This is a genomic window from Streptomyces sp. NPDC093544 (assembly GCF_040683495.1).
In the GTDB taxonomy this organism is placed as follows: domain Bacteria; phylum Actinomycetota; class Actinomycetes; order Streptomycetales; family Streptomycetaceae; genus Streptomyces.
Genome location: NZ_JBFBEA010000009.1, coordinates 246,116 through 262,029, shown reverse-complemented (window position 1 = coordinate 262,029; position 15,914 = coordinate 246,116). Strand labels below are relative to the sequence as shown.

Genomic DNA, 15,914 nt, shown 5'->3' with positions numbered 1-15,914 from the left:
CCATGGCAGGGGTGCCGATAGTCGTGCACAGGCCGCTCAACACGGGCGGTCGTCCGGTCGTCGTGCGCAGTGAGATCGTCGGCCTGGCGCACTCCGACCACGACGTCGTGGAGTTCCTGCGCCGCGCCGGTCTGGCGTTCGGTGAGGACGTCCTCGACGATCCGGTGTGGGTGGAATGGAAAGGGGGTCGGGCACACCAGTACGAGGCCGCCTGACCTGGAAAGGCACACGTCGCCGGCGGCGCACGCGCAGTGATACGGCGGCGGAGAGGCGCCGGTGCCTGCGGAGACACGGCCCGCCGGATGCCGGGCGAGGGCGCCGGAACCTGCTGAGCCCTGGACACAAGTGGGCACGGGCTCGATGTACTGAGCAGGCCGCGCAGCCACCACAGCACCGGCACGAGGAGGACGGGGCAGCGGCGGCGCAGCATCATGACGACAGCCACGATGACAATGACGACGACCGCAGCGACGCTACGGCCGCGACGCGCCAGCTCGCATGCTCCGGTGAGACCCGCGAGCCTGCGCTGACCAGGCCACGTCGACGCTGATGTCGGTGTCCAGAGCTGGGACGGGGTCCCCGGGGTGCCCTGTCGATCCAGTACGAAGCTCAGTGCTCGTTCCAGAGGGCCGGGGGGTTGGGGGGCCGGGGGCCCGGGATCCCGAACACACTGGACGAAGCCCGGCAGTGATCGCAGGCGTCGGTCAACACGGCACACGACCGCCGAGCGGGCCCGCTCCCGACAGTTACGGGCGGCCTGGCCGGGGCGACACCACGGCCCTATGTCACCGGTCGCCTTCCGGGCTGCGAGGGCGAGGGGCCGTCGACTGCAAATCCTTCCGGCCCTCGCCGTGTTCCGCGTCGTGCGCGGCGAGGAGCGACAGCAGCTCCGCCACCGCCAACCCCCGGTCGGCGGGGTGCCGCAGCAGGGTCCCGTCCTCGATGCGGTAAGCGTTGGAGCGGCCTTGACGGGTGTGGGTGAGATAGCCGTCCATCTCAAGATCCGAAACGATCTTCTGGACAGCACGCTCGGTCAGCCTGCAACGCGCGGCGATGTCGCGGATGCGGGTGGTGGGATCCTCGGCGATCGCGGCCAGCACGCGGGCGTGGTTCGTGAGAAACGTCCAGCCGGTGTGTGATTCGGGTACTCCACGCATGACCTCAGGATAGGACATTTGATTCACGCATTCAAAAGGGCGAACTTTGTTTCCTGTATCTCTTGACGTGTGAGGGGCGCCGGACTGAGGCTTGAGCAGGCACAAAAGCACGGGATGTCAATGGAGTGGCCGCCATGCCAGAACGCGCACTTCCCACGCAGCTCACGGTGGCTAACGGAGTCCCCTCAGCTCCGCCGGACCTACCGTCGAGCGATCATCAGGGGCCACTGCTGGGGATCGAAACACACCCTGCGGGCGACTGGACACTCGTCGTGGTGTCCGGCGCGATCGACAACGTCACGGAGCAGGCACTGCACGACGGGCTGCGCCAAACCCTGGCCCGCTCGGCACGCGGCATCGACCTCGATCTGAGCGACGTCGACTTCTGCGACTGCTCCGGACTCAACGTCCTGCTGCGCCTCCGACGGCGCGCCCTGGACGAAGGCAAGACGATCGCCATCCAGGCGACCAGCACCGCGGTGCGCCGACTCTTCTCGGTTACCGGCACGCTGTCCCTGTTCGCAGTGGTGGGTGAAGCCGACGAAGCCGGTCGAGCCCTGAATAAACGTTCCGGATCGGCACACCGCGCAGGGGACGACACCACGTCGCTCGGCGAAGCGAACCAGGATCTGCGGATCGAACTGGTTCAGCTCCGGCGGGCCCTGCAGACGCGGCCCGTCATCGACCTCGCCCGTGGCGTTCTCATGGCCTCCTTCGGCCTGAGCGCTGAGGACTCCTGGAAGGTCCTGGTCTCGGTCTCCCAGAACACCAACACCAAACTTCACCATGTCGCCGACAACCTCGTCAGCGCCGTCACAGGTGAAGCGCTCCCGGAATTGTTCCAGTTGCAGGTCGCCGAGACTGTCGCCAAGCTCCAGACGGCGCCGCCGGTACCGGCAACTCCCCGCCGCAAGGAAGGTTGAGGCGGCTCAGTCCTCGCCCCGGATGATGTTGCTCTCCTGGTCGAGGCTCTCCAGTTCACTGCCGTCGGCACACTGCGGGTTCCGGGTGCCGGGTAGCGCGACCGGACCCTCCCCTGCCTTACGGCTCTCACGCGTCGGCTGGATGTCTGTGCTGGTGCCGGATTCCATGAGGGAGGCACCTCCTCTGAGGTCGGCCCTTCGAGTACCCGGCACACCCCGCTCAAACGGACGAGTGCCCGACACCCTCCCTGCTCACCCGAGTTGGCCCCAGGGAGACCCGGGTACCCGGAGCCATGTGCGTCGACGTTGATCACTTGCATGCGCCGGTACTCAAGCCCTCGCGGAGCACCGCGCGGAGAGTCGTGTCCGCTTCATTTCGCCCGGTCACGAACAGGCCCGGAGGGTTCGGCCGTATGGGAGGGGCTGCGCGACGCCGTCTTCCCTGGAGACCTCCTGATCTCCGGCGGCCTCGACGACCGGCGCGCCTGCGGCCGGGACCAGCGGCCAGCATCGCTAGTCGACGTTGAGGACGACCTTGCCGCCGACCCGGCGGCGGAGCAGGGCGTCGATTGCTTCGGCGATGGTGCGCCAAGAGTGTTCGAGTTCGATCTGGCAGTCGAGCCTGCCCTCCGCGACGAGGGTGCAGAGGCGGGTGAGGTCGCTTGTTCCGCTGTCGTGGGCGGCGGTCTCGTCGAAGCTGTTGAAGGTATAGATCCGCGCGCCAGGTGAGCGGTTGAAGCGGGACACCCGGAAGGTGACGGACTCCGCAGGGTCCAGTGTCGCGATGTTGACCAGGAGGCCACGTTTGGCCAGGTGCTCAATGGCCATGCCGAACGTGGCGCCGCCGACGCCTTCCACGATCACATCGAAGTCCTTGGTCAAAGCGTTCACAACCGCACTCGCACCCAGGCGCCGTAGCAACGATTCTGCCGCAAGGTCACGGACGAGCGCGGTGACGTGAGCACCGGAGAGGCTCGCCAGTTGTAGCGCCATCCGGCCGACTCCCCCGGTCGCGCCCGTGATCAGTACTCGCTTGGCCAGCAGCAGGCCGCCGATCTCCAGCGACCGCAACGCTGTCACGCCCGCAGTAGGCAATGTGGACGCCTCGGCGTATGACACACCGTCCGGTATCGGTGCCAGCCTGTTGGTGGGGATCGCCGCGAGTTCTGCCCAAGCGCCGACCCTGACCAGACCGACCACCCGAGTTCCCGCCGCCGGCCCACTGCCGTCCGCGGCGGCAGCCTCCACCAAGCCGGCTGCATCCCAGCCCGTGATGGAGCCTTCCCGGCGCGTTGGCAGGTCGAGGACTTCGCCGCGATTGAGCGAGAACGCCTTGACTCGGACGAGCGCTTGGTCAGGCAATGGCGTGGGGTCGGCGACTTCGGTCAGTGCAACATGAGGGGCAACGGGCACAACGGTCAACGCACGCATGACGCGGATCTTAGCCGGGGAGCGTTGCACCGAGGACGTGGAGCATCGGCGTGGCCGTCACGACGGTCTCGTCCTGATCGCCAGACCCTCGGCGGGCAGTGGCTGTTTCGGTTGAGCGCGCGGCAGGTGCGTCGCCGCTCCGCTTACCACCACGACAACAGCCCCCTGGTACTCCTCGGTTCGGTCCACGCCTCCGAGCCACCAGGGGGCTCTGCCTTTGCGTCGCGATCACCGGAGGACACCCGGCCTGAGTCCTCTCCGTACTCATCCTCGCGGGCCGCTCCGGCAGGCCCCGTCACCGGCCGCGGCAGCTGTTCGCCGACCGTGGCTACGACTACGACAAGTGCCGCCGCTACGGTGGAAACGCGGTATCAAGCCGGTCTTCGCCCGACGCGGAGTACCGCGAGGTTCCGGGCTCGGCACGGTTCCTGGGTGAACGCAAGCCGTATCCCAGCGACTTATCGGACGAGCAGTGGTCGTTGATCGGGCCGGTGATCACCGCGCGGCCCGCGCCACTGCCGGGGAGGTCGCCCGGCTGCGGGCTGCCGAGATCCGCACCTTGCGTAGCAGTGCCGGCTCGTCGCGGTCGTCGGCGCTCAGCCCGCCAGCCCTCGCGTCCTCCTGTTCGGAACGGCGCACCCACGTGTGCAACGTCTTCTGGTTCACGCCGAACTCGACCAGCACCGCGTCCGCCTCCGCACAGCATCGCTGAGGAGCAAGGACAGGTGAGACGAGTCGGCAGCCCGGATCACAGTCCTCCGTCGAGGTTGGCGATCTCTGAATCGGGACGGGCCGGACTGGTTCGTGGCAGATGACAGGCCGCACGTAGAGCATCCATCTTCTCTGCGTCGGTGGTCTCGGCCGCAGCCGCACACGTGAGGATCCTGAGGTCGGTGCCGGCAGGTATGAGGACATCGACGCCAACGGCGATGTCACCCACCAGTGGATGCTCGATGGTCTTGCGATCGCCGGTATAGGGGCCAGCCGTGCCGTTGAACCACAGACGGGCGAACGCCGGTTCCCGTCGAAGCATGCCTTCGATGAGTGAGGCAAGACGTACGTCATGGGGATGGGCTGCCGCTGTCCCACGCAGGTCGGCGACGAGGTCCTCCTCCTGCGCTTCGCTGCCTCTCCATGTCCGAATGGGCCATGCCGCAATCGGGTCCCGGTCTCGGCTGGCTCTCGTCTGGAACATCCCGGCGACGAGATTGCGCCCCTCCCAGCCATACGCGCGGGGATCGCCGACCGCGGCCGTCCACATCTTGTTCCAGCCGATGATGGTCCAGTCAGCGGCGAAGACCCCGGCGGGAATCTCTCCCAACTGGTGTACCAGTCGCTGCACACTCATAGGTATGTGCCTGGAGACGTTCCCGACGGAGGGCGGTGCAAGGTGGGCGCAGCGAAACAGATGGTCACGCTCGGACGGGTCGAGACGCAGTGCTCTGGCCAGGGCGGTGACCACTTGGGCAGAGGGGTTGCGGGCGCGGCCCTGTTCCAGCCGCATCACGTAGTCGACCGATATGCCCGCCAAACGGGCCAGTTCTTCGCGGCGCAGTCCAGGTATGCGTCGCTCCCCGTCGACCTCCAGCCCGCTGTCCTGCGGTGACATGCGCTCACGCCAGCCGCGCAGAGTCATGCCGAAGTGATTCATCGTTGCCATGCGGGTAATCGTCGTCCCGATGCCGCGGACGACACGAAGCTTGTGTTGCCGTACAACGGATTCGTTACACAGAGTCGAGTCCTGGCCTGAGGTGTTGGGTTGCTGTGCGCCTCCCGACAGAGCGTCGCCGACCGCTTCGGCGTAGCGGCTGACGCCTTGGATGCCGCCTGGGGCGCAGATCGTGAGTAGGGCAGCAGTGTTTGGAGGCGATCCGGCAGCGGTGGGGGACGTTCCGGGGGTGGTAGACGATGCCTCCCTCCGACAGTTCCATCTCCTGGTCGTCGCACCACAGCAGCGCACGGCGCCGAGACGAACTGCTCGAAGAGATCGGCGACCTTGCCGGGGTGCAGCCAGGAGCCCTCCTCCTGAGTGAAGACGAGGCCTGTCTGGACCCAGGCCCATCCCCATTCCTCGCGGTCCGCCTGCTGCTGCTTGCGGTGCCGCTCCTGGACGAACCTTGGGCGAGCACCTGGACTTCCGGAAGGTGAAGTACGTCGGTGAGATGGCGGCTGGCCGACTTGACGTAGGCGGGTCGGTGGCCGGGGCGTTGATCCAGCGGGTGGACTTTCCCATGAACCACTCGCACTACTCCGAACAGGTATGGGTCCACCAGCACCAGGACGGGACGCCAGAACGCGAAGACCGCCGGCCCGTAGCAATCGTCTCCCCGCCCGGCCAGTACTCCGCCGACGCAGCGAGCCGGGTGGAGGTGACGTGGGTCATCGAATCGTCCACGTCTGGTTGTCCCAGCCGCTGCATTCCCAAAGGACCACCACCGTTCCGCTCGTGCCCCCGAAAATGGTGACGCATTTCTGTGACTGGTCAGCCAGCAGTTCCGTACCGGAGAAGTGGAATTGCTGACTGGCGTCGCCGCTGCACCCGGTCAGTTGGATCTCGGTCCGGTCATCGCTCGCCCCTCCGGCCACGGTCATGCATTTCCCCAATGACCTGAAGGTCCCATCCGATCCGATGTGCCATTGCTGCCCCGCGGAGTCGTCGCACGTGGCATGGACCAGCTGTATCCCCTCGGTCCCCGCGCCGCTGCTCAGGCACTTCTCCGTGGCGGGGACCACCAGAGCATGGCCGGCCGGGGTGACCGATGAGTCAGGTCCGCCGTTCGTGGCCGGGTTCTCGTCTCCGGGTTCCGTGTCGGGATCCTCTTGTCCGGCCTTGGGCGTCGACGCCTGCGATGGGGTGTCCGCCGTCGGCGACGTGGCCCTGGAACTCGTAGAGCTCGATGGTGAGGAGGAGACGGAAGAGGCTGTCGGCGTACCCGCGGACGGCGACGTCGTGGTGCCGTCGACCGGGAGCGGGCCGGCCGGCTCTGTGGCGCTGCTGGTGTTCTTCTCCGTCGTCGCGTTGACCAGCAGCGCGATCGTGATCAGTACCGCTGTGGCGGCCACTGCGGCAAGCACGACCAGCTTCTTCGAACGGCTCGTGCGGCCAGAGGCCCGCCGCGCCTGTGGGTCGGTCGTGGCCGACTTCGGGCGTTCCGCTGCCGAGTCGGCAGCGGATGCCTCGCGTGTTCTGCGCCCCGAGTTCGGTTCCGGCTTCGAGTTCGAAGCCAGAGCCAGGTTCGGTTCCGGCTTCGAAATCGGGTCCGGCTGCGAACCCGGGTCTTGCTTCGAACTTGGTTCCGGCTTCGCCGCCGTAGCCGGAGCGTCGCCCGCCGCCGCACGGGCGGCGGGCGGAGTGGTGGAGTAGCCCACTCGGCGTATTCGTCGCGGGTCGGCGTCCGTTGTCCGCAGGAGGCGCTCGGCGTCCTCGGCCGACAGTCGCTCAGTCGGTTTGGCGATGAGCAAGCCCTGGATCAACGGGGCCAGTGGCCCGGCGCCCCGGACCTCGGGAGCCGGCTCCATGGCAATGGCATACATCGTCTCCGTCACGCTGTCCCGGAGAAATGGCGAGCGGCCCTCGATCGCCTGGAAGAGCGTTGCGCCCAGCGCCCACAGGTCGGCCTCCGGACCCGGCTTGGCGCCGACCAGGCGCTCGGGGGACATGAAGTCGACCGACCCCACAAGTTGGCCGGTACGGGTGAGAGCCGAGGTCTCGGCCGCCTGGGCGATGCCGAAGTCGGTGAGGACCACCCGGCCGTCCTCGGCGAGCAGCACGTTGGCCGGCTTCACGTCCCGGTGCAGGACCCCTGCCCTGTGCGCCGCCCGCAACGCGGCGATCACGCCACGGCCGATCCTGGCGACCTCTTCGAGCGGTACCGGGCCATGCGCCTTGATCAGATCGGCGAGGGTGGTGGAAGGCACGTACTCCATGACGATGATGGGCAGGCCCTCGTCGTCGACGACATCGTGCACGACAACGACATTGGGGTGGCTGATCCGGGCGGCGCTGCGGGCCTCGCGCCGTGCGCGCTCGAAGAGGGTGGCGAGTTCGTCGGCGTCGAGATGCGGCTGGGGATGGAGCTTCTTGACGGCGACCTCGCGGTCGAGGAGATCGTCGTGGGCGCGCCACACGGTGGCCATACCGCCTCGGCCGATCCGGTCGAGGACGCGGTAGCGGTCGGCGATCAGCCGTCCTTCGTCGGACACCGTGGTTTCCTTTTCTCTGTTTCAGAATCGATCGGGCCAGTGGCGCCACGAGGCTCCAGTGGCCAGCCACACTCCCAACGGCCCCTAACCTAAGGCTTGTTGAGGAGTGCGCTGCCAGTCGAAGGGGGCCTACGAGGAGGGCGGCGAGTCACCGGAGGTCGAATGGATGCCGGCAGCGCCTGGCACGGCTGAAGTGGTGCGTCGTCCGGCGCCGCGCCGAGTTCGGCGTCATCGGCCCGCCGTCGGACCCCGAAGCAGCCCCTGTCCAAGGCGCGCCGGGCTCGAGTGTCGCGTGCAGCCGACTCCAGGACCGTGGGTCGGTTCCATGAGGAGCGGGGCCGCCATTGGCGGGGGCCGCGATCGCTCGGCCAGGCCCAGATTCGGTTGTACAACGGCTTCTGACTGTCTCCGGATAGGGGTCTGCGGCGCTGCGGGGCCCGGCCACAAGCAGGGTGGCGCCGACATCTCACGTCATGAGGTCCGACGGTTGTGGTCAACGAACTCGCCGGATCCTTCGCCTGCCTGATCATCCTCTAGAAGACACGGTGGCTGCCAGCCGCGAGGGTAGGAACAGCAGTACTACCCCGGTCCTGGGCTCAACTGTGCGGGATCTCCTGATGTGGTTCGGGCCTGGCGCCGCAGCGGCGTCCTGCGGCGGCGAGGGCAGGGGGCGGCGATGGTTGGATCCGGAGCGCGCGATATTGTCCGGTTCGGGGTACCTCGGGCCGGAGCGCTGGTGGCCTCGGTCGGCGATCGGGTGGTGCCGGTGCGCCCGGTCGACCCGCCGGCTGGGAGGTGGTCGCGCCGGCTCCGGAGAGTCCGGCTCGAACCCACACGAGGAGTGAGTCAGCCATGAACAGCCAGGAAACCGTCGACTCCCGGATCGTCGACCCGGCCCGCCTGCCGTTCGCGTACGCGGACGCGCTCAACGCCGGGAACGCCGAGGCCGTCCTAGCGCTGTTCCACCAGGACGCGACGATGCGCACCTTCACCGGCGAAGTCCTCACCGACCGGGCGGCGCTGCGCGCTGAGACGGTCAACTCGATCGCGGCTCAGGCGCGTCTGACCAATAAGCCCAGGTTCACCCAGATCAGGGGCGACACGGCCCTGATCATCGTCGATTGGAACCTCGAGGCGACGTTGCCGGACGGCACCCGGATCTCGCCGACCGGAACGACGACGGCCGTCGCCCGCCGGTCGGCCGACGGGTCGTGGCGGTTCGCCATCCTCCACTGTCAAGGGACGGCTGGGTCTCCCGGTTGGCGGACAACAGAACTCCCCGCTGGTGGACGGTAGAAGCCCCCAGGCCGGTTATGCCGCGTTCGCCTCCTCGCGCTCGGCGAGGACGCCCTTCTCGAACCGGGTGCCGGCGCGCACGAGGGCGACCAGGTGGGGAGCGTCGATCGCGCGCCGGCGTTCCTGGGCGGACTCGATGAGCTTGAACGTCATGGCAAAAATGGGGGCGCGGGACCCGGCACCGCGGGTGACCTTGGTCCGCAGCCGAACCGTCGAGAAGGTGGACTCGATGGGATTTCTCGTGCGCAGCTGGATCCAACGCTCGGCCGGATAGTCGTAGAACGCCAGCAGCACGTCCTCATCGTCGACGACCTTCGCCACGGCCTTCGGGAACTTCGCAGAGTACTGCTTGGCGAATGCCTTGATCGTGGCGGCGGCGTACTCCTTGTCCTTAGCGTTGTAGATGTCGGCGATCGTGAACTGGCTTACCGCCGCAGCCGCAGGCTGACGGCAAACGTGCTCCGACCGCTCTTTGCCTGTCCCATCACCCTCGGCGACTGCTTGCGCCCGTCCTACCCATCGCAACACCTCGCCGGGTCGGATTGGGAGGAGTCCCCAGGACTGGTGCGCCGGCCTTCGCCGAGTTCCGTTCCGGGTGGAACCGCGCGTGCAGGTCCCGGCGGCGGTCAGTCGGATCGCGGCGGGGCGATGTAAACGCTGCCCTCCCCCGCGCGCTCGGGGGAACCTCGCGTCGTGAGCCGCTCAACTGCTTCGAGAACCTCGTGGGCGGCCAGGAAGTCCAAGGGCGGCTCACCGTCGTAGGAGGCATAGCGCCGCTCGATCGCGGTGGGTTCGGGAAGCCGGACGACCGGCGTGCACCGGGTGGCGAGCACCTCTGCGTCACTGCAGGTCAGGGCGAATTCCTCGGCCGGCAGTGACACGTCGCGTCGATGGCGTATCAGCGGCGGCGCAGCATCATGACGACGGCGACAACGACGATGATGAGGACGACAGTACCCAGGCCTATGTACACGGGTTTCTCTTTCCTTCGGCAGAGCGGCACCGGTGGGTGCCGAAGGCCGGGTACCCCCTTCGGAACCTTTCAGGCCGCCCGGGTGATCGCGGCGTTCCGTCCGGTGTCCTCGAACTGCGTTGCCTCAGACGCCGTTGCCGCAGGCGGTGAACCGTGGCGGGGGCACTGTCCAACGACCTTCGCTGCTTCCCGACATCGCTGGGCGAGGGGCACTTGGACCGCGGCGACGCCTCGGCTTTTGTCAGCAGTGGCCGCCGTAGAGACCGAGATCGCCGCCCATGCTGTCGGCTTAGCCGCGAGCCGAGGGGTTGAGAGTCGAGGGTTGAGACTGATAATCCCGCGTGTTCCGGTGTCGCTGATTCGCCTGACGGGCCGGGCGCCCTCGTCGTACGCGGGACGCACCCGGATGCCCCCGCCTGTCCGCGACTGCGGGGCGCGCTCCGCGAACACGGCCAGACGCAGCACAAGATAGCGGCCGATCCCGACGAGGGCGGTGGCCGACAGGTACACCGTCTGCTGCAGGACGAGTCCGGTGCCGGGGCGGAGCACAGCCAGCAAGCCGACCGCGGCGGACGTGGCCAGCCAGCCGGCAACGATGGTGGCCGCGCTCTTCAGGTGGCCCGCCAGGCCTGGCCGGCCGTGGCCGAACGAGACGCGGGCGTGCATCTCGGTCGCGGCCACGGTGGAGGCGACGGTCGTCAGCGCGTTCGCCGCCATCCACGGGATCCACTGCGAGAACAGGACCAGGGCCGCCGAGGCCGCCAAAGTGACCCCGCTGCCCAGCCCGGCGAAGCGCACGAAGGCCGGCGCGTGCCGGCGGATCAGTCGCAGGCCGTTCGTGGTGATCCCTCGCCGGGCCGCTGACCCACGCGGGGCTTTCGTCGTCGTCATGCTGCAGAGCGTGGCCGACCCCCCATTCATCGCGGTTTCAGAGCGTTTTCAGGGCTACCGGCGATAGTGAAACCGGTGCGGCGATATGCCCCCCGCTTCGACTCTCATCAGCTGCTCAACGGACTGGAGTTGGGGGAGCGCTCCGACCGCGACATACATAGCCCCTGCGGTCATTGGGATGCTGCCCTCATGGCGTCGGCGATCCCGCCGGGCCGTATCCGGCTCCGACTCTGGCGACGGCGCCCGCATCAGGAGATCGGAAGCAAGGCCCTTCCAGGAAAGACAGCACGGGCATGGGCGAGTCGTTCGACTTCAGCGATGCCCAACAGATGCGCCGACGACTGCCTCGGCTGGCTGAGCTGTACCTCGGTCCTGGACCAGGATGACTCCCGCCGGGCGGGCCGGCAGGTTCCAGAATCCTCGCGTTCAGGCGGCCGCGTCTGCCGGTATTTCACGGCAGACGCGGACTGTCTCAGCACGTCTCGCCGATGCTTACCAGGAGCTATGTGCCCACTGCGCACGCCAGGTCTGGGCTGAGGCTGAGGCTAGAACTCAAGCTAGGAGACCCCCTTGCGGTACTGCCCCGGCGCCACCCCGTACTCCCTCTTGAACGCCTTGGCGAAGGCGAACTCCGATGCGTAGCCGGTGCGTTGGGCTATCAGGCGCAGGGGTGTGTCGTCGGCCCTCAGGAGTCGGCCCGCGGTGGTCATGCGCCACCAGGTGAGGTACGTGAGCGGGGGCTCGCCCACCAGGGTGGTGAAGCGGCGGGCGAAGGCGGCGCGGGAGAGGCCGCCGCGGGCGCCCAGTTCCTGGACCGTCCAGGGGTGGGACGGGTCGCCGTGGATGGCGCGGAGGGCCGCCGCGACGCCGGGGTCGGCGAGGGCCGCGGACCAGCCCGTCGGATGACCTTGGCCGTGGCGCTCGCGTTGCCACCAGGCGCGCAGGATGTACAGGAGCAGCGTGTCGAGTAGCGACGTGACGATGGTGTCGGAGCCCGGCTGTGGCTCCTCCAGCTCCACGCCGAGGAGCTCGACCGCCGCCCGGAGCGTACGGTGCGCGCCGACCCGGGCGGGGAGGTGGACCACCTCCGGCAGCTCCGCGAGGAGGGGGTGAGCGCGGGCCCGGTCCAGCCAGTACGCGCCGCACAGCAACACCGTGGGGGTTCTCTTCAACGACCCCTGCACGGACGGTAGTTCGGTCAAGTCGGTGCCTTGATCCAGTCGTACCTCCTCCAGCGGTACGTCGATGTCGCTGGCCAGCGCGTGCCCGCGGCCGTGGGCGAGGAACACCACGTCACCCGGGCCCAGCGCCACCGGATCGCCGTCCGAAGGGATCAGCCACGCCGAGCCCTGGAGCACCACGTGGAACCCCGCCCCCGCCGAGGCGTCGAAACGTATGCCCCAGGGCGCGTACTTGTCCTGGCGTGAGGAGTGCGGCTGCCCGGTGCGCATCGCGGCGATGGCGTCGCTGAGTACGTCCATGTCCGTACGGTAGCGCGCAGCCGCCTGTGCGAGACGTACGGATATAGAAGGGAGACCAGCAGGCATGGATCGTCGCCAGCCTGCCTCATAGCGTCGCCCGTATGACATCAAGCAGCGCTCGTACGGTGCTCTTTCACGAACTCGGCGGCCCGGAAGTCCTGAAAACCGAGAACGTCGAGATTCCCGCGCCCGGCCCTGGCCAAGTCCTCATCAGGGCAGAGGCGTTGGGCCTCAACCGGGCCGAAGCCCTTTTCCGCGCAGGGACTTACTACTACCAGCCGACCCTTCCCGCCTCGCGCAACGGCTACGAGGCGGCGGGCACGGTCGAGGCGGTCGGCGAAGGGGTGACCGTCTTCGCCCCAGGCGACCCGGTGATGACAGCGGCCAACTTCGAACTGAGCGCTCACGGGGTCTACGGCGAACTGGTCCTGTTGGACGAGAGCGCAGTCGTCCCCCGGCCCGCCGGAGTCGACGCGGTCACCGCGGCGGCGGCCTGGCTCACCTACACCACCGCCTACGGTGCCCTGGTCCGCACGGCGGGCATAGAACCCGGCAACCAGGTGCTGATCACGGGCGCGTCCAGCGGTGTCGGAACCGCGGCGCTCCAGGTGGCCCGCCGTTCCGGAGCGGTCCCGATCGCCACCACCCGTACGGAGGCGAAGCGGCAGCGCCTCCTTGACCTGGGTGCGGAGCACGTCATCGTCACCGAGCATGAGGACGTGGTGAAGGAGGCCAGGCGGCTGACCGGCGGGCAGGGGGTCGACGTCGTCTTCGACGCGATCGGCGGCCCGGCGTTCCGCGCCCTGGGCGACGCCGTCGTACCGGGCGCCACGCTGGTCCTCTACGGCTGGCTCGACCGACGCCCCGTCGAGCTGTCCCGGAACTGGCCGCAGACCGTCCACGGCTACGCCAACCTGAACCTCACCAGCACCGCCGAGGGCCGTCGTCATGCTTCGCGCTACCTCAACTCGGGCCTGTCCGACGGCACCCTCCGCCCGGTCGTCGCCGAGGTCTTCGACGGTCTCGACCGCATGCGCGACGCCCACCGCCTGATGGAGAGCAACAGGCACACAGGCAAGATCGTGGTGAAGCCCTGACCTGCCGACTGCGGTCACGACCAGGAAACCAGCCGCCGCCGACGGCCCAGTAGAGCCGCATGGCCCGCCGGTACAACTCCAAGACCGCGTTCAGCGCCAGCGTCCGCATGACCACCGACGGCGTTGCCCACGACGTCCGGCATGCCGTACTCCGGCTCGGTGACCTGCCCACCCCGGGCCGGTGGCCAACCTCCTGCTCGACTACCTCCCGGTCCCGCCCGCCAGCCCCCTGCCATCAACCAGAACTCGCCCTGGCTCTCTCCCAGCCACGGCGCGATCTGATCGGTGCGGGAATCGAGATACGCCGTCGGCGATCCACGCGCTCGCGGTGCCCGCCGTACGGCCACCCCGTCGCGGAAGGTGTGGACGTCCTCTGCCAGTTGACACTCTCGTGGTCGAAGGAGGGCCTGTTCAGCCGCCACTCCCACCAGGTCTTCGACCTCGCCAACCGGGACCGCGTGCACCCACTCGCCCACCGGGACGACCCGACCAGCACGCAGGCCGAGCGGCGGGGGCTGGAGCGGCCCCTGGGCCTGGCGCTGTGGCTGGAGCTGTACGAGTCCGAGACTGTGTTGGGCTGGGCTGGGTGGTTTCGGCGTGCAGGGTGGGGGTGTTGCCGCTGTCGCCCCTGCCTCGTCAGTTGTTCCGGCAGTCGTCCAGGGCCCGCAGCGTCTTTGCCGCCGCCTCGCGTACGGAATCGAATGGGTCCGAGCCCAGGGCGGTGAGCCGGTCGCGCAGCTGCTCCTCGTCCGGGGGGAGCGTGCCCGTCTCCTCCACCCAGTGGGCGATCCCCTCCGCGGCGGCCTGGCGCACCCACGTATTCGCGTCGCCCAAGTGCCCTACGAAGAGCGGCAGATCGTGCGGGGTGCCGGCGTCCGTCGCATTGTGCGGGTCCAGGAGCGACAGCGCGGCGGCTCGGACAAGGGAGGAGGAGGTCCGGTCCACCAGTTCCCGCAGCCCGGGCAGGGCTTCCGTCAGGCCCGTGAGGACCCTCTCTGCCACCCCGACCAGGATGGGGTTGACATCGAGACGGGCCACCAGCGCCCGGGCGACCGCCGCGCGTTCCCAAGGCCGGAACCCGGTGTCCGCCATGGCGTCCAGGCCGCGGAGCGCACCTTCGTACACGTCGGGCGCGGCATGGTCCAGCAAGGGGAGCAGCAACCACACGGCGTCCCATCTCCCCACCTCGCCGTAGGCTTTGGCCGCTGCCGCGAGCGTGCGGGCGGCCGTTGTCGGGTCGGTGAGGAGCGCCCGCAGGAGCCTCGTGGCGGCCTTGCCGCCGACGGACCCCAGGGCAACGGCGGCCGACGGCCCCGCCCGCTCGTCGCTCAGCCAGCGCGTGGCCGGACCCAGCAGCCGTTCGTCACCCGATCGCCCGAGCCGGAACAGCAGTTGCAACGCCGTCTCCGGGTCCCGCTCCACCTCGAGAACCGCGAACAGCGCGGCCTGCGTCTCTGGGCGGTTCACCCGCGCCAGTCGAGCAGCCACGGTGCGGCGCACCTCAGTAGAAGGGTCGTCGGTCAGATCTCTCAGCAGCGATGGCAACAGTCGGTCGGTGGGCTTGTCCGGCAGCATCCATAGGGCGTGCAGGCGGGCGGCCTCCGCGCCCCACTGGGCCGTACGGACCAGCTCCGCCTCGACATCCGGGTCCTTCTCGAACTCGAAGACCATGGCCCGCGCCCGACCCCAGATGCCATATGCCGGATCCCCCAGCAGCCGGACGAGCGCGGGAACATCACCGGGCACGCCCAGCTCCCGCAACGCCTCCAAAGCGTTGATCCGCAGGTGATAGTCAGGATCGCCGAGCAGTCGCCCATAGGCCTCCACGACCTCGCGGTCGCGCAGCCCGAGCCGGATCGACGCCAGAGAGGCCTGCCTGCGCACCCACGGATCGTCGTCGTCCATCAGCGCGGGCAGGATCTCCGCCCCGGCCTCGGGGACCCCCAGCCTGCCCAGGCCCACCGCCGCGCCCTCCCGCACCTCGGGCGCGGGGTCGGTGGCCGCCCGGACGAGCACCGCGGCGTGCTCGGTGTCGCCGAGTTTGCCGAGCCCCTTCGCCGCTGCTGCCCGTCGCCAGGTGTCGCCCGTCTCCAGCTCCCTCAGGAAGAAGGCAACCTGATGTTCTGCCGTCATGTGCACCCCGGGAAGTAAGACTGCCGAACCGACGGGAGGTTGCGCCGACAGGCGCCTATGTCTTTCGTCCAAGGCGTGCAGATCTTTAACTCGCGGCTTTCTGCTCGGTGGTTCGTTGGTCTGGCATGAGCGCGCTGGAAGAGCAACGGGCAGTGCCGGCAGCCAAGTTCGGGCTGATCCTGCCGGGCCTTGACGAGCGGCAGCACCGGTGCTCCCCGCCGCCGAGCAGGTGGCCGGCCTGGAGTCCGATCAGCGTGCCCTTGGTGAAGGCGAGTTGACCGTCGTGGTGATCCAGGCCGGGCGGCGGTGAGGCGGGAGTGGATACGGTC

The 15,914-nt window shown here is 68.6% G+C and carries 14 protein-coding genes and 3 pseudogenes; 5 read left to right on the top strand and 12 right to left on the bottom strand.

The genetic code is table 11. The features are described from left to right. The first annotated feature begins 2 nt into the window (after nt 1–2). Nucleotides 3–215 carry a hypothetical protein gene (locus tag AB0N66_RS16230; protein ID WP_365434330.1) on the top strand — a complete coding sequence of 71 codons (213 nt, stop codon included), beginning with the start codon at nt 3–5 and terminating at the stop codon, nt 213–215. Nucleotides 216–785: 570 nt separating this feature from the next. Here AB0N66_RS16230 and AB0N66_RS16225 read toward each other — a convergent pair. Then, a complete protein-coding gene (locus AB0N66_RS16225) occupies nt 786–1,157 on the bottom strand; it encodes a winged helix-turn-helix domain-containing protein (RefSeq protein WP_365434327.1) in 372 nt (123 codons plus the stop codon). Between the two features lie 167 nt (nt 1,158–1,324). On the opposite strand from AB0N66_RS16225, the gene AB0N66_RS16220 reads away from it, so the two are divergent. Then, nucleotides 1,325–2,080, top strand: a complete 756-nt coding sequence (locus AB0N66_RS16220) for an anti-sigma factor antagonist (RefSeq protein WP_365434505.1) — start codon at nt 1,325–1,327, stop codon at nt 2,078–2,080. Between the two features lie 6 nt (nt 2,081–2,086). Here the strand turns inward: AB0N66_RS16220 and AB0N66_RS16215 are convergent, their stop codons facing one another. Further along, entirely contained in the window at nt 2,087–2,248 is a 162-nt protein-coding gene (locus tag AB0N66_RS16215) for a hypothetical protein (RefSeq protein ID WP_365434324.1), read from the bottom strand. Nucleotides 2,249–2,593: 345 nt separating this feature from the next. Beyond that, a complete protein-coding gene (locus AB0N66_RS16210; protein WP_365434321.1) occupies nt 2,594–3,511 on the bottom strand; it encodes a zinc-binding dehydrogenase in 918 nt (305 codons plus the stop codon). Nucleotides 3,512–3,786: 275 nt separating this feature from the next. On the opposite strand from AB0N66_RS16210, the pseudogene AB0N66_RS16205 reads away from it, so the two are divergent. Further along, nucleotides 3,787–3,932: pseudogene (locus AB0N66_RS16205) on the top strand (IS5/IS1182 family transposase); the annotation flags it as partial. A 74-nt stretch (nt 3,933–4,006) separates the two neighbouring features. Here AB0N66_RS16205 and AB0N66_RS16200 read toward each other — a convergent pair. From AB0N66_RS16200 to AB0N66_RS16185, 4 genes and pseudogenes are all read right to left on the bottom strand, one after another. Then, the gene (locus AB0N66_RS16200; RefSeq protein WP_365434318.1) at nt 4,007–4,195 is read right to left on the bottom strand and encodes a hypothetical protein; all 189 of its coding nucleotides are present in this window, start codon (nt 4,193–4,195) and stop codon (nt 4,007–4,009) included. A gap of 64 nt (nt 4,196–4,259) precedes the next feature. Then, complete coding sequence (locus AB0N66_RS16195; RefSeq protein ID WP_365434315.1) at nt 4,260–5,171, bottom strand: helix-turn-helix transcriptional regulator; 912 nt, start codon at nt 5,169–5,171, stop codon at nt 4,260–4,262. A gap of 302 nt (nt 5,172–5,473) precedes the next feature. Beyond that, nucleotides 5,474–5,623: pseudogene (locus tag AB0N66_RS16190) on the bottom strand (site-specific integrase); the annotation flags it as partial. Between the two features lie 267 nt (nt 5,624–5,890). Next, the gene (locus AB0N66_RS16185; RefSeq protein WP_365434312.1) at nt 5,891–7,714 is read right to left on the bottom strand and encodes a serine/threonine protein kinase; all 1,824 of its coding nucleotides are present in this window, start codon (nt 7,712–7,714) and stop codon (nt 5,891–5,893) included. 852 nt (nt 7,715–8,566) lie between these two features. Between AB0N66_RS16185 and AB0N66_RS16180 the strand changes: the two genes are divergently transcribed. Beyond that, entirely contained in the window at nt 8,567–9,010 is a 444-nt protein-coding gene (locus AB0N66_RS16180) for an SgcJ/EcaC family oxidoreductase (protein WP_365434309.1), read from the top strand. Between the two features lie 15 nt (nt 9,011–9,025). On the opposite strand, the pseudogene AB0N66_RS16175 reads toward AB0N66_RS16180, so the two are convergent. The 4 genes and pseudogenes from AB0N66_RS16175 to AB0N66_RS16160 all read right to left on the bottom strand — a co-directional run. Further along, a pseudogene (locus tag AB0N66_RS16175) lies at nt 9,026–9,424 on the bottom strand (transposase); the annotation flags it as partial. Between the two features lie 212 nt (nt 9,425–9,636). Then, a complete protein-coding gene (locus AB0N66_RS16170; protein ID WP_365434306.1) occupies nt 9,637–9,891 on the bottom strand; it encodes a hypothetical protein in 255 nt (84 codons plus the stop codon). A gap of 161 nt (nt 9,892–10,052) precedes the next feature. Beyond that, a complete protein-coding gene (locus AB0N66_RS16165; protein ID WP_365434303.1) occupies nt 10,053–10,874 on the bottom strand; it encodes a hypothetical protein in 822 nt (273 codons plus the stop codon). A gap of 557 nt (nt 10,875–11,431) precedes the next feature. After that, nucleotides 11,432–12,355, bottom strand: coding sequence for an AraC family transcriptional regulator (locus AB0N66_RS16160; RefSeq protein ID WP_365434300.1), 924 nt, complete (start codon nt 12,353–12,355; stop codon nt 11,432–11,434). A 101-nt stretch (nt 12,356–12,456) separates the two neighbouring features. Here AB0N66_RS16160 and AB0N66_RS16155 point away from each other — a divergent pair, with 101 nt between their 5' ends. Next, on the top strand, nt 12,457–13,452 hold the full coding sequence (locus AB0N66_RS16155) for a zinc-dependent alcohol dehydrogenase family protein (protein ID WP_365434297.1): 996 nt from the start codon (nt 12,457–12,459) through the stop codon (nt 13,450–13,452). Between the two features lie 636 nt (nt 13,453–14,088). Here AB0N66_RS16155 and AB0N66_RS16150 read toward each other — a convergent pair. Further along, nucleotides 14,089–15,585, bottom strand: a complete 1,497-nt coding sequence (locus AB0N66_RS16150; RefSeq protein ID WP_365434294.1) for a HEAT repeat domain-containing protein — start codon at nt 15,583–15,585, stop codon at nt 14,089–14,091. Between the last annotated feature and the right edge of the window lie 329 nt (nt 15,586–15,914).